Source organism: Thermococcus sp. 101 C5, from assembly GCF_009372125.1.
Lineage (GTDB): Archaea > Methanobacteriota_B > Thermococci > Thermococcales > Thermococcaceae > Thermococcus_A > Thermococcus_A bergensis.
On record NZ_WHIZ01000057.1, the window covers coordinates 1 to 13,037 of the forward strand.

The 13,037-nt window shown below is 44.6% G+C and carries 15 protein-coding genes, 1 other RNA gene and 1 pseudogene; 4 read left to right on the forward strand and 13 right to left on the reverse strand.

What is annotated here, in order from left to right; translation table 11 throughout:
• Window positions 1–122: 122 nt before the first annotated feature.
• Together GBV73_RS08540 and GBV73_RS08545 are read left to right on the forward strand one after the other, a co-directional pair.
• A complete protein-coding gene (locus GBV73_RS08540) occupies window positions 123–479 on the forward strand; it encodes a hypothetical protein (RefSeq protein ID WP_152880744.1) in 357 nt (118 codons plus the stop codon).
• A 5-nt stretch (window positions 480–484) separates the two neighbouring features.
• Complete coding sequence (locus GBV73_RS08545) at window positions 485–1,312, forward strand: radical SAM protein (RefSeq protein WP_152880746.1); 828 nt, start codon at window positions 485–487, stop codon at window positions 1,310–1,312.
• On the opposite strand, the gene GBV73_RS08550 is transcribed toward GBV73_RS08545, so the two are convergent.
• Window positions 1,305–2,228: a calcium/sodium antiporter gene (locus GBV73_RS08550; protein WP_152880748.1), complete on the reverse strand. Its 924-nt coding sequence runs from the start codon at window positions 2,226–2,228 to the stop codon at window positions 1,305–1,307. The genes GBV73_RS08545 and GBV73_RS08550 overlap by 8 nt on opposite strands.
• Before the next feature lie 96 nt (window positions 2,229–2,324).
• Between GBV73_RS08550 and deoC the strand changes: the two genes are divergently transcribed.
• Window positions 2,325–2,990: a deoxyribose-phosphate aldolase gene (deoC, locus tag GBV73_RS08555; protein WP_152880750.1), complete on the forward strand. Its 666-nt coding sequence runs from the start codon at window positions 2,325–2,327 to the stop codon at window positions 2,988–2,990.
• 41 nt (window positions 2,991–3,031) lie between these two features.
• Here deoC and GBV73_RS08560 read toward each other — a convergent pair whose 3' ends face one another.
• From GBV73_RS08560 to GBV73_RS08580, 5 genes are all read right to left on the reverse strand, one after another.
• Window positions 3,032–3,634 carry an ECF transporter S component gene (locus GBV73_RS08560; RefSeq protein WP_042699137.1) on the reverse strand — a complete coding sequence of 201 codons (603 nt, stop codon included), beginning with the start codon at window positions 3,632–3,634 and terminating at the stop codon, window positions 3,032–3,034.
• 117 nt (window positions 3,635–3,751) lie between these two features.
• On the reverse strand, window positions 3,752–5,095 hold the full coding sequence (locus GBV73_RS08565; RefSeq protein WP_042699139.1) for an acetyl ornithine aminotransferase family protein: 1,344 nt from the start codon (window positions 5,093–5,095) through the stop codon (window positions 3,752–3,754).
• Window positions 5,096–5,253: 158 nt separating this feature from the next.
• Entirely contained in the window at window positions 5,254–6,246 is a 993-nt protein-coding gene (gene trxB / locus GBV73_RS08570; protein WP_152880752.1) for a thioredoxin-disulfide reductase, read from the reverse strand.
• 66 nt (window positions 6,247–6,312) lie between these two features.
• Window positions 6,313–6,843, reverse strand: coding sequence for a metal-dependent hydrolase (locus tag GBV73_RS08575; protein WP_371717068.1), 531 nt, complete (start codon window positions 6,841–6,843; stop codon window positions 6,313–6,315).
• A complete protein-coding gene (locus GBV73_RS08580) occupies window positions 6,840–8,042 on the reverse strand; it encodes an ATPase (RefSeq protein WP_152880760.1) in 1,203 nt (400 codons plus the stop codon). The genes GBV73_RS08575 and GBV73_RS08580 overlap by 4 nt, the downstream gene beginning before the upstream one ends.
• 64 nt (window positions 8,043–8,106) lie before the next feature.
• Between GBV73_RS08580 and GBV73_RS08585 the strand changes: the two genes are divergently transcribed.
• Window positions 8,107–8,601: a THUMP domain-containing protein gene (locus GBV73_RS08585; protein WP_042699157.1), complete on the forward strand. Its 495-nt coding sequence runs from the start codon at window positions 8,107–8,109 to the stop codon at window positions 8,599–8,601.
• A gap of 37 nt (window positions 8,602–8,638) precedes the next feature.
• Here the strand turns inward: GBV73_RS08585 and queC are convergent, their stop codons facing one another.
• The 7 genes and pseudogenes from queC to GBV73_RS08620 form a co-directional block, all read right to left on the reverse strand.
• A complete protein-coding gene (queC, locus tag GBV73_RS08590; protein ID WP_152880754.1) occupies window positions 8,639–9,358 on the reverse strand; it encodes a 7-cyano-7-deazaguanine synthase QueC in 720 nt (239 codons plus the stop codon).
• Window positions 9,359–9,360: 2 nt separating this feature from the next.
• Window positions 9,361–10,260: a dihydroorotate dehydrogenase gene (locus tag GBV73_RS08595; protein WP_042699163.1), complete on the reverse strand. Its 900-nt coding sequence runs from the start codon at window positions 10,258–10,260 to the stop codon at window positions 9,361–9,363.
• A gap of 57 nt (window positions 10,261–10,317) precedes the next feature.
• Window positions 10,318–10,740: a hypothetical protein gene (locus GBV73_RS08600; RefSeq protein WP_042699164.1), complete on the reverse strand. Its 423-nt coding sequence runs from the start codon at window positions 10,738–10,740 to the stop codon at window positions 10,318–10,320.
• Window positions 10,741–10,818: 78 nt separating this feature from the next.
• Window positions 10,819–11,511, reverse strand: coding sequence for a hypothetical protein (locus GBV73_RS08605; protein WP_152880756.1), 693 nt, complete (start codon window positions 11,509–11,511; stop codon window positions 10,819–10,821).
• Between the two features lie 10 nt (window positions 11,512–11,521).
• Window positions 11,522–12,133 (reverse strand): hypothetical protein, encoded by a 612-nt coding sequence (locus GBV73_RS08610; RefSeq protein ID WP_152880758.1) that lies wholly within the window; start codon window positions 12,131–12,133, stop codon window positions 11,522–11,524.
• Between the two features lie 284 nt (window positions 12,134–12,417).
• Window positions 12,418–12,730, reverse strand: an RNA gene (ffs, locus tag GBV73_RS08615) — signal recognition particle sRNA.
• 58 nt (window positions 12,731–12,788) lie between these two features.
• Window positions 12,789–13,037: pseudogene (locus GBV73_RS08620) on the reverse strand (IS6 family transposase); the annotation flags it as partial.

The following is a 13,037-nucleotide window of genomic DNA, read 5'->3' on the forward strand; positions in this document are numbered from 1 at the left end:
AATGTGTTATGGTCTGAAAATCCTCCTCAGAGTCAAATACTGTTTAAATAACAGGGGGTGAAACTAAACACGCCCCAAAAGACTTTTATTGTTAATAGACAAGCAACAATCGGTGGAGTTTAATGGCAAATAAGCCGAGATACACAATAAGAATTTACATGGGGAGCAAGGATAAGTACATTGCCCTAAGTCTGTGGGATGCATACATAGACCAGCAGGGGACCTTTAGACCGGCAAACATAAGCATGATAATCCACAACGAAGATGTTGAGGCAAAGGCTTCAATGAGGACGGAGACAGCCGCCAGGCTTGCAGCGGTGCTTTTAAATATGGTGGCTGAGGCGGAGAAGCTGACCATGAAAGAAAAGAAAAAGATCAGTCTTGAAGAGAAGCTTGAGGAGCAGTTCCTTCTCGAAGAAGAAGAGGAGGACATTATCGAAGACGTAGAGAGAATAGATGCAAGCGTTGATGAGGAGTGATTCTCTTGAAAAAGCTCAAAGTTTACATACCGGGAATTTCTTTCCCTTCTATTTCCCTTACTGGAAGCTACTGCACCCTAAACTGTGCCCACTGCGGAAAGCACTATCTCGAGGGGATGAAAAAGGTAACAAAGCAGAGCCTCGTTGAATACTGCAAATCCCTTGAGAAAGAGGGATACAAAGGCTGTCTTCTAAGCGGTGGGATGGACTCAAGGCTGAAAGTACCCCTCGACCGTTATTCTTCGGAGATAGAACGGATAAAGAAAGAAACGGGGCTAAAGCTCAATGCCCATATAGGGTTTATAGAGGAGAAGGACTTGGAGTGGATAAAGCACGTTGATGTAGTCTCCCTTGATTTTGTTGGGGACGATGACGTCATTAGGAGGGTGTATAAGATAGAAAAGGGTGTCAAAGATTACCTTGCGATAATGGAGCTCCTAACGTCAAACGGGATCAGAGTTGCACCGCACATAACCATAGGGCTGGACTTTGGAAAGGTCTGGTGGGAGTACAGGGCTATTGACATGCTTGTCGAGTACCCGATTGACGTCCTGGTTCTCGACGTGCTTATTCCCACGAGAGGGACAGAAATGGAGAATGTAAAGGCCCCCTCCGTGGAGGAGAGTCTAAAGGTTATTAGATACGCCCGAGAAAGATTTGATGGGGAGCTCAGCGTTGGATGCATGAGGCCTATGGGGAAATGGAGGCTGGAGTTTGATAGAGGTGCCATAGCAGAGGGAATCGACAGAATAACAAACCCTCCAAGAAAAGTTATCGAATGGGCAAAAAAGATAAGGGAAGTTGAGATTATTTACGAATGCTGCGTTATGTGAAATTAGCGTAGAGGAAATAAGCATACAAAGCTAAGAGGACTGCGCTTGTTTTTCTCCCAACTCTGTTGTTCAGCTTTAAAGAAATCGCGAGCACTGCCATTACGAGCAACGTCAGAGGCATTGTAAATGAGTAGATGCTGTAATCCACCTTTATCGGCCGTATTAAAGCAGCGATGCCGATTACCATGAGGATGTCGATTATATTGGCTCCTACAACGTTGCCAACACTTATGTTGTGGATTTTTTTCAGCGTTGCGGTTAATGAGTTTGCCATCTCCGGGAGGGAGGTTCCAATTGAAACAAGTGTAAGTCCTATAACCACTTCAGGAATCCCAAGGGCCGTGGCGATTTTTACGGCACTGTTAACAACAAGCCTCGCTCCCAGGACAACAACAAGCCCGCTCGCAAACAAAATCAGCACATCTTTCTTGGGGCTTCCCCTGCCTTCTTGGACTTCTTCCAGCGTCACGTGCTTCTTGTAGAGGTAGTAGAGAAATCCCGCATATATCAGAATCAAACTAAGCCCTTCAGCTCTGGAAATTACCAGATCCCTCATTAAAATCCACGCGTAGAGCGTGACGGCGATCATAAAAAGAGCATTCTTCCAGGCGATTTCATCCACGTCAAGGGGCATAATTAGGGCAGACACTCCCAGGATCAGAGCTATGTTTGCCAGGGCACTCCCTATAGCGTTTCCGAGGGATATGTCGCTGAAGCCTTGATACGCAGCTATCGCAGAAGTCGTGACCTCTGGCAGAGTTGTGGCAACGCTGGCCAGCACTAGGGCAATTATGAACTCGCTAACTCCAAAGCCTTTTGCGACTCTTGTGGCAGCCTCAACAAAAAGGTCGCTCCCTTTTATCAGCATAATCAGTCCCAGGACAAAGGCTCCAAAAGTTATGATATACTCTTCCATCTCACATCCCGAAAGATACTGGGGGGCTAATTTTAAAGCCTTTTGGGTGGAAACCCTAAAATACAACACTGCCAAACTAACGGTGAGGTGAGAAGTATGGACATTGCGAAGTATATAGACCACACAAACCTGAAGCCCTACGCCACCAAAGAGGACATAATAAAGCTCTGCGAAGAGGCGAAGAAATACGGCTTTTATGCAGTTTGTGTCAACCCATACAGGGTAAAGCTCGCAAAAGAACAGCTCGAAGGTACAGGTATCAAGGTTGCGAGCGTAATTGGTTTTCCCCTTGGAGCCACTCCCACGGAGGTAAAGGTCTTTGAGGCAAAGAAAGCCCTCGAAGATGGTGCGGATGAACTTGATATGGTCATCAACATCGGAGCGCTGAAGGATAAAGATTATGAGTACGTTAAAAACGACATAGCAGAGGTTGTAAAGGTTGCCCATGAGAAAGGGGCTGTAGTGAAGGTTATAATTGAAACTTGCTACCTCACCGACGAAGAAAAAGAGATAGCCTGTAAGCTCGCCATGGAAGCCGGGGCGGATTTTGTCAAAACTTCAACGGGATTTGGAACGGGAGGAGCAACCGTCGAAGACGTAAGGCTAATGCGCAGGATTGTAGGGGATAAGCTTGGAGTAAAAGCTGCTGGCGGCATAAGAACCTACGAACAGGCCATGGCAATGATAGAAGCAGGGGCAAATAGAATAGGCACGTCAAGCGGCGTGAAAATCGTGGAAGAAGCCAGACAGAAAGCCCAGTGAGTACTTCACGGAAAATTGAAAGAAGGGGAAATTGGAAAACTCTAGATTTGAAGCGATACAAGCATGTCTTTGACTCTTCTTTTTATTATATGTCCTACTCCACCGCCCACAATAATTCCGGTAACTGCCTGAAGGGTATTTCCGGGAACGGATGTTAAAGCGTATCCCACTCCATAAAAATACACCTCAACTAAAAAGTATCCCAGAACCATTAGAACTCCACCAAGGATTGTGGCTAGGAGAATTGTTGTGAAATCGTCCTTCTTTGACGTTATGTATCCAATAACGAATCCCTCTACTCCTTTTATAACTAAAGTGAACGGTGCCCAGTGCGCGTAACCGGTAATCACATCTGCAAGTGCAGAACCAAACCCGCCAGCAAATGCTCCTATTGTAGGGCCAAAGAGGACTGCCACGAGCATTACCATGCTGTCTCCAACGTTGATATATCCCTTCGTTAAGGGTGTGGGCACCTGAATAATCATCGTTACTACTGCTACCAAAGCCGCCATTATGCCCGATAAAGCAACACCTACCGCAGCTTCGAAAACTTTCTTCTTGAGCACGAAGAGGTAGCCAAAGTAAAGCACAGTGACGACTATTAAAACCCACTTACCATATGGAGCGAGTGCTTCCATGGTCATTATCATCCCTCCACTTTAGTTAGTTTTTCAAGTTAAAACTTGAAATTGGTGCTTAAAAACCTTACCTTCAACATCTGCAGAGGAGTCAAGCAGAAGAGAAAAATAGAGGGAGTAAAATCAACCAACAACAGTTTTTATAGCCTCTTCGAGAATGTCCAGACCAATCTTGGCCTCTTCCTCGTCTATTGTCAGCGGTGGGATTAATCTCAAAGCACTCTTTCCACAGCCAAGGGTTGCGAGACCTCTCTTGAGAGCTTCAACTACAACCTGGTTTCTCTCCTTGCTTGCGTACTCTTTGGTCTTTCTGTCCTTTACGAATTCAATAGCCCACGCAAGGCCAAGCCCTCTGACGTCACCGATGATTTCATATTTATCATACATCTCCTGGAGCCTCTCTTTGAACAGTGGCTCAAGCTTTTTAGCGTTTTCAAGCAAGCCATTTTCGAGCTCGTCAATTACCGTTAATGCCGCCACACATGCCAATGCGTTTCCGCCATAAGTGTTGCTGTGTACTCCGGGGACACCAAAGTCCAGATCCTTCCTAAAGATTGTCGCTCCAATTGGCACTCCACCACCGAGGGCTTTTGCGAGGCTTATGATGTCCGGGGCAATTCCAAAGTGCTCGATTGCGAACATCTTACCCGTTCTTCCCATTCCCATCTGAACTTCGTCGTCTATGATTAGTATGCCGTGCTTGTCCGCAACTTTCTTGAGCTCCTTGAAGAAGTTCTTTGGTGGCACTATGTAGCCTCCTTCACCCTGAATTGGCTCCGCTACGAAAGCTGCGACTTCTTCCGGTGGGACATAGTGGTCAAAGAGGTAATCTTCAATATATTCAATTACCCTATTCACTAGTTCATCTGGTTCCTCATAACCATCAATGTGCCACGGGTTTCTGTAGGGGTTGGGGTAGGGAACGTGCTCAACACCCGGCATTGTTGGGAACATCCTTGACCTGTGGACTGGCTTGCTTGCCGTTAAGCTCATTGTTCCATGTGTTCTGCCGTGGAATGCTCCGATGAAGGCTATGAAGAGCTTTCTCTGGGTTGACCACTTCGCTATCTTCAGGGCTGCTTCATTAGCTTCTGTACCGCTGTTTGAAAGGAAGGTCTTCTTCTCAAAGTCGCCCGGAGCAATGCTGTCAAGCTTTTCGGCAAGAGCCACCTGATAGGGGTTGTAATAATCAGTTCCAGCACCGTGGATTAATTTGTCGAGCTGTTCTTTCAAAGCCTCAACAACCCTCGGGTTTCTAAGACCGGCGTTGAGTACTCCAATACCTGAGGAGAAGTCAAGAACCCTATTTCCATCGACATCAATCCAGTAGTTGCCTTCCGCTCTCTCTATAACCAAGAAGTATTCATTTGGGTCGTTTGTTGTGGTTGCCATATATTTGTGGTGCCTCTCTATTATTTCCTTGGCTTTTGGCCCGGGAATTTCCTTAACCTGGGGTCCCTTCACCATATTTGCTCACCAATGTATAGAATATTTTACACCTATATAATTTTATGCTCATTAGAATCCTTTTTTGTCCGAAAAAGTTTCGAAAACAACAGGAATTAATCCTTAGTTATGCAACAAAAATGCCAAAAAAGTTTGTAAAAAAGGACTTGGTGAAAAAATCATTCCTCATTTACGTTGGTTTTCCACTCTTCTAAAAGCTCCTTTGCGGAATTGGCAGCTATAGCTCCCTGCCCAACGGCTACTGCAATCTGCTTGAAGACGTTTGTTATGTCTCCCGCTGCAAAGATCCCCTTTATTTTTGTTCTCATGTACATATCGACAGGAATGTAGCCCTGCTCATCGGTAATGCCGAGGTGCTTAACAAAATCCGTCTTGGGCTCGTAGCCTATGAAGACAAACACACCATCGACCTTCTTCTCGAACACTTCGCCGGTCTTCACGTTCTTCAGCACTACGCTCTCGACCTTCTGGTCGCCCTTTATCTCAACGACAACTGTGTTTAAGAGTGCGGGTATTCCAGCTTTCTTGAATCTGTCCTGAAGTATTTTGTCCGCTCTGAACTGGTCTCTCCTGTGGACGAGGGTAACGTTGACGCCTATTTCTTTTAGGTATAGAGCTTCCTGCAGTGCCGTGTTGCCCCCTCCTACCACTATCACATCTTTGCCCTTGAAGAGAGGGCCGTCACAGGTTGCGCAGTAGCTAACTCCTCTTCCGTAGAACTTATCCTCGCCTGGAACTCTAAGCTTTCTCGGCTCTGCTCCAACGGCTATTATGACTGTTCTGGCAGTGTAAACTTTGCCGTTCTTTGTCTTTACCTGGAACTTGCACGGGCCTTCGTAGTATGCACACTCGGCGGGGTCTATTGTTTCAACTTCATCAAAAACTATTGGTACTCCAAGCTTTTTTACTTGCTCGTGCATTCTGCTGGCGAGCTCTGCACCTCTTATCCCCTCGGGGAATCCGGGGTAGTTCTCAATGAGGTCGGTAAGGGCAACGTTTCCACCTATGTCCTTTGAGATGATAAGAGTCTCCAGTCCGTAGCGTGCAGCATATATTGCTGCGGTAAAACCTGCTGGGCCAGCTCCTATTATCAGAACATCCCATGTTTTCTTCTCATCAACAGCTTGTGAAAGTCCACCCAAGCTAAACATGTCCCACACCTCCGGTTTATAACTTTTGGTTGAATACTTAAAAACATTATGGGACAGATTTGGGAACTAAATTACCTTCACCTCACGGTCAACTATCAGATGGAGGAAGTACCCCCAAAATGCGGCAAACCCAATAAACAGTGCCTCTCCAAAATTAAACCCAAGACCATACCCAAAGGCTGCAAAAACCAGAGCTCCATAGAGAAGTGCAAAGGCTAGGGAATGGACAACTCCCCTGTGCCTGGGCATCATGGCTGAGAATGCATACCACGACCCAAAGGCAAATAACCCCGCTACAAGCCATCTAACGGTTAAATCCAGTATTTCGTCTCCAAACGATAGAAAAGTTCCGCCTTTAACAAAAACCGCACTGCCGACCATTACAGCCACTATCGCTTTAGCTCCCCTGTGTATAAGGGCCCCTGGGTGGTCAAGGTCAGGTAGGTCAGAGCCCAAAACATAGACCCCATATCCCAGTATCATGGAAAGTGCGGTAAGCTCAAAGGGGATGTTTGCATAATACTTCAAAAAAGATGCAAGGAGGACAGCAAGAGGATAGGTTAAGATGCCGCTAAGCACGTGCCCTTCGTAGTTCACTCCTCACCCTCCTTCTGCTCTTCTAGGAATTTTCTAACGTATTCTGGCACTTTATAGTTGCCCTTTGGATCGCCCACCAGGAATCCAAGCCGTATGAGCTCTTCAAGGTGTTCATACACCTGAGCCCCTGGCTTTTTGACTTCTTTTGCAACCTGGATATAGCTCACAGGCCCACCGTTGAACTTGTGAACTATAACCTCCACAAGGTCTCTGTAGTCCTTGGGAATTCTTGTTAGGTACTCCTCCAGGCTCTTGGGTTCTTCCAGAATCGTTGTGACTACGTAATCATCTATCGGATCGAACTTGTGCTTGCTGGCCTCGCTTAAAACATAGTGCAAAAGTCTTAGAATCTGCCTTGGGTTGCCCTTTGCAAGCTCGTGGATTAGCCTTATAGCCTCTTCCGTAAACGGGTATATGGGGTCGTCCGTGTCCCTTATTCTAACCTTGTTGAGCCTCTTCTTGACAAGCTCAAATGTCTCTTCCAAGCTCATGGGTCTGAGCTTGAACTCATAGTGGAGCCTCATAAAGAATGCCGGGAAAAGTTTGGTGTATTCCTCATATGTCTCCGGTATGCATACAAAACCAAAGATACAGCCAGGAGGCATGTTGCTTATAAAATGCCTGAGCATCTCAAAAAATAGAATCTTATCCTCCTCGCTTGCCGTTTGTATGTTTTCCAGCTCGTCAAGAAGGAGGGCGGAATAGGAATACCTGCTGAGCTCCTTTGTGAGCATCTCTGCAATATCTCTTGACTTATATTCTTTGGTTGAGGAGAGCATTTTTTCGAGCCTATCTACAAAGCCAATTTTCTTTGAAAGGTTCTCAAAAAAGATGTTGGTTCTTGTTTTGGGAGGCTTCAGTCCGTTAAAAATGTCTCTCGTGAGCTTCAAAATGTCGTTTGTGTCAACTTTAACGTAGATTGGTTTTCCCCCTTGTTGTAATATTGCTTTGTATATACTTTTAAGCCTCTGTGTTTTTCCCATTCCAAACGGGCCAACCAGAGAAAATGCTATTGAGCTCTTATTCCCAACTACTTCTGAGATTATCATCGAGAGACGCATATCCACCTCTTGATAAACGTGGATGCTTTCCACATCCTCTATGCCCTCACTTGCCAGCTGTTCAAAGGGATTTTTCGCTAGACCGTAGACTTCATAAGATGGAGGGGAATAAACTTTAAGTGTGCTCTGCCTTTCCATTTTACCCACCAAGTTTAGGTTTTAGGCGGGGGAATATATAAGTTTGTCCATAGGGGTGAAGAAAATGGCAACGCTACTTGTAACCGTACCCGGTGGAAGAGAAGGAGATGCTGCCCTTGAACTAGAATGGGCACTTGGAGCGGCAAGAGTAAGAAGAACAAAGTGGAGAGGAGTGCTGATAGCTAGAACTCCCTTGAGCAAAGAGGAAGCCCTTGAGAGAATCAGAGAATTCGACACGACGGCTATCTTCAAGGTAATCCCCATAGATAAGTTCGTGGAGAGTAAAAAGGAGAAAATCCTTGAAGAGGCTTTTCGGCTTGCAAAGGAATACATCAAAGAGGGGGACAGTTTTGCAGTTAGATGCAAGAGAAGGGGAAGCTGGATCTCATCAGGGAAAGAGATAGAAATAGAGCTCGGAGCAAAAATAAAAGAAGAGCTAAAGGCTAAAGTGGACCTTACAACCCCCGACTGGTACATCTGGGTCGAGGTTCTTGGAAAAGAGACCGGAATAAGCGTGATCAAGCCGGAAGAAATCGTGAAAAAGAGGGTGGAGTTCTGAACCTCCACTTTTAACTTTCGCAGGTATAAGTTTTAAGTTATACTTTGGGCTTAACTTTATAGATGGTTCTGTCTTCCCCAATGGATTCAATAAGTCCCCTGTGCCTCCGAACACAGCTCTCACATTCGCCACAGTGAATGGGCTTTCCGTCTTCTGTGAAACCCTGAGGCATGTAGCACGAATTGGAATACTCGTACTTTGCACCAAGCTCTTTCAGCAGTTTTGCTATGCCCTTTTTGTCGAGGTTTATGAGAGGGGCAACTACCCTTACTTCCGCCATGGTTCCATATTTCAGCATCTCGTTCATTCTCTCAACGAATTCCGGTGTATTGTCGGGGAAAGTCGCTCCTTCCTCTGCGTTGAAGCCTACCACAATGTCTCCTCCCCCAAGGGCGTCCAAAAGCGAAGCGGCAACAGATATTAACACCAAATTCCTTGCTGGGACCCAGACGCTCTTTGCTGTCTCTTTAGCAACTTCTGTGCTCTCTAAATCCTTTGCAGTGACTTTCGGAGTTTCTCCCCCAACTAATGTAGTCCCTCTAAGCTTGGAAAACTCTTCTAAAAAGTCGAGTCTGACAATCCTGAGTGGAACGTTGAGCTCCTTTGAAAAAAACTCCGCTACCTTATTGGTTACCTTCTCCTCATTGCTACCGTAGTTTATGGTTAGCATGATAATTTCATCGTAATTTTTCTTTGCCCAGTATAAGCAAGCTGTTGAATCTAAACCACCACTAAACAAGACAACTGCTCTTTTCATTTTTATCCCTCCAAAGCTATTCCTATTATCTCATCTATGCTATTAAACCCTTCCTCATTTAAAAATCTCCCTATTCCTTCGTTAATTTCTTTAAATACACTAAATCCTCTCAAGGAGACAGCAGTTCCGATCTGCAGAGCCTTTGCACCTGCCATTAAGAACTCGAGGGCATCTTGCCACGTTGTTATTCCTCCAATTCCGATGATGTCAATGTCCAGAGCTTTTGCCAAATCATACACAGCTCTTAAAGCAATTGGCTTAATTCCCGGCCCAGAATAACCACCAAATTTGTTGCTTAAAATTGGTTTTCTTGCATAGATATCAATTGCGATAGCTTTGATAGTATTTATTGCAGAGACAGCATCAGCACCAGCTTTTTCTGCTGCCAGTCCAATTTTTGCTATATCATCAATGTTTGGAGTCAACTTTGCTATTACTGGTTTATCCGTTGCATCTTTAACGGCTTTGACGACCTTATACACCATCTCTGGATTTTGCCCAATTTCCATGCCATACCCTTTAGCATGAGGACAGCTTAAATTAAGCTCAAAGGCATCTGCAACTTCGCTTAGCTTTTCAGCTAAGAATGCAAACTCCCTCTCATCTTTTCCAAAGATTGAAACTATCACAGGAAAATCAAATTCCTCGTTTTTGAATTCCTCATAAAAAGCTTCCCAGCCGGGATTTGGAAGTCCCATAGCGTTGATTAAGCCATAAGGAAGCTCAACTATTGTAGGATTATCGTAGCCTTTTCTCGGCTCGATACCAATTGATTTTGTCACAACGGCCCCAGCACCTTCCTTGTGTGCTCGCCTAAGCAAATCAGGAGTCATATCTGCGACGCCAGAAGCTAAGATGAGAGGATTCTCAAGCTTAAGCTTAGCAACTTTAACACTCAGCATTTTTTACACCTAAAGAGCAAAAGAAGTAGAGAGTTATAAGGTTTTACCTCAATTAGGCTATTTCCTAATGTTTCTCCTCGTCCAATTTGCGAGTTCAGCTATTGAAGGAATCCAAAGCAGGATTATTGTGAGAACTGTAATCGGGAAGAGTAAGGTAAAAGTAAGGTCCACAATCAAATTTGGGAGTGCTGGAGGCTCTTTGCTAAACAATCGTGAAAGACTGTTAAGAGAGGGATGACCAATTAGACCAACTAAACCTAAAATAAGTGTTGAGACTATTTTTGCAATCCAAGTCTCAAGAGTAAACGATGAAAACATGAGGAGAACGCCAATAGTTATTAGGAACCATCCGAACTCATCTGCATCAGCTTGCTCAAAGTCAATTGAATAATAAGTCATAACAATACAATAAATTCCAATAAGAATCAGCGATACAGCGATAATACTAGTAAATTTTTTTGGCAAACTATCCCGTTTCATCAATCATCCCCCTGATATGCCCACCTAATTTCAGACATTTTATTTCGTGTTATAATATTAAAAACAAGGAAGGAGAGTTTATTTGTTATTCTCTTTTAGGATGTATTTTTCGTATTCCCACCAAATGTCTTCGATAAGCATGCTCTTAACTCCATGTTTTTCTGCTACATCTCTTGGTCCAACATTGATGTCAAGGACATCTTTTAAATTAGCAATCCTCACTAATTCTTCCTTTGGGGCAATAACTTTAGCGGAAATGAATCCTTCAATTAGCTTGAAGTCTTTAATGCCATTCTTTTCCTTAAGTTCTTTTCTCAAATGCTCCTCAAGCTTCATAAGCCTTTCTGATTCTTCAACTTCCATTGGATAAGGCATCTGACCGATACCCTCTGGATATGACTTGTACCTCACCGCAATAATCTTGACATTATTTCCTAAGAGCCTTAGAACTTCATATTTCCTTAATGGTCTCTTAAAAGTTATTGTGGCACTAACAATCTCACCATTCTTAAGAGCATTTAACCTTTCTTTATTCTGCTGAACAAACTGGAGAAGTTCAGTTTTATTCCCAATCACAGGGACGACACCAGCAGTGGAGCCATGGATAATAAGCAATTCACTACCAGTTTTTACCTTATAAGGCTCTGCCTTATCAGGAACCACTAGAGAACAAGAACTAGTCTTTTCTTGAGTAGTGCTTATACTAACTGTAAATGCTGAGCCGAGCAGGAGAATAACGCTAATCAATCCAAAAACTATGCTCTTTTTCATTTCAACCACCTCAAGCAATCACTGTTTTACTATTACCCATGGTACACCAATCAAAACCACGATTAGGATCATCAAGACTATAACAGTATGGTAATGCCCAGTGTACTGACACACAATACTCCGATTCACTTTGCACAGTAACGTATGTTGAAGCTCTATTTTCTACATCTCTAAAGAACTCAACATGTACATAGTAGTAGTAATTAGCTATAAGGCTGGATTTGTCCCTAAGTTTTAGTTCAAATTCCTCATCTCCACCACAATCCTGTTCCTCTGTCCACATATCTGTTGGGTTAGGTAAGTTTGTCCAGTAAGATCCCACTGGGTAATTATATCCAGCTGAACAAGCATCTGGATTCCAGTAATCCCATACTTCCTTATCTCGTCTTATTTCGTATTGATAATAGGCACCAAGTTCATTAAATGCTTGGAGGTGTTGATCGTCCCACTTAAACCATTGTTCTACTTCCACATACTGGCCAGTTGGGGAGTCATACCAGATGTATAGATCCCCCACGTAACTTGGTGCCCATAAGTAATTCCTACAGTCGGAAGCTGATACTTTCACAACTCCAGCAATTAACAACCCTAGCAAGACTATTGACAGTGGTTTCCACTCCACTTGACAACACCTCAAACAGTTTTTGCGTATGAATTTAACATCTTAGTATTTATAAATTTTTCCTTTTACTAGTGTTAATTTGTTACGCTTCTTTTTTCATAAGTTCTTACTTTCTAACCATAGCTTTATGAGCTCCTTTAGTCAAAAGAAAGCCGAGTAATGGAGTGGACGTTTCTGATCATTTAGCTAAATATTCAAAAATTTCGCCAAAGTTTGCTATATTGTTTACTCTAAAATAACAAACCTTGTTTGAGTGCTTCCGCATATTAAAAAGTTTCTTACGGCGGCGGACGCGCCCGAGGGTGGGAACCCTCCTCCAGCGGCTTCCACCGAGACTTGCTCGCCCCCGCTACCCCACGAGCGCCGAACGTCCCGCCTACCGCTGCTCCCTTCCGGGCCTTGCGGGGTTCGGCGGGCAAAGGGAGTTAGCGGAGCCCTTCAGCTCCACCTCCCCCACCGCCGGCCCCGTGGGACAGGGGCTCATGGCTCCTCTCGGCTTCCGCCGCTGGATTTAGGAACCGCCCCTCGGGCTTCGGCCCCCGCATATCGACGGTTTCGGGTTACAGGGGACGCCGAACCCCCCGGCCTAGTCCGCCGCCATTTAATAATATTCAGTGATGCCTATATAAAGGTTTGGTAGCATCTGCGGATACTGTTAGGATAACTGGGGCATCACCTCCTGAAGCCATTCAGTAACATCACCAGGCGGATCACCAAAACTAGAATGAATTCTGACAAAATTATACCAGAAGGCAAACAGAAAAACAAACCTATGAACCCTCCTCCAGTCTTTACCCCTGAAATTATTCCAGAAACGCTTCGTCCTCTCCTTCAACGTCCTAAACCAGCGCTCAACACTGTTCCTCGGCCCGAAAGTCACATGCAGATAACCCAACCTCAAACT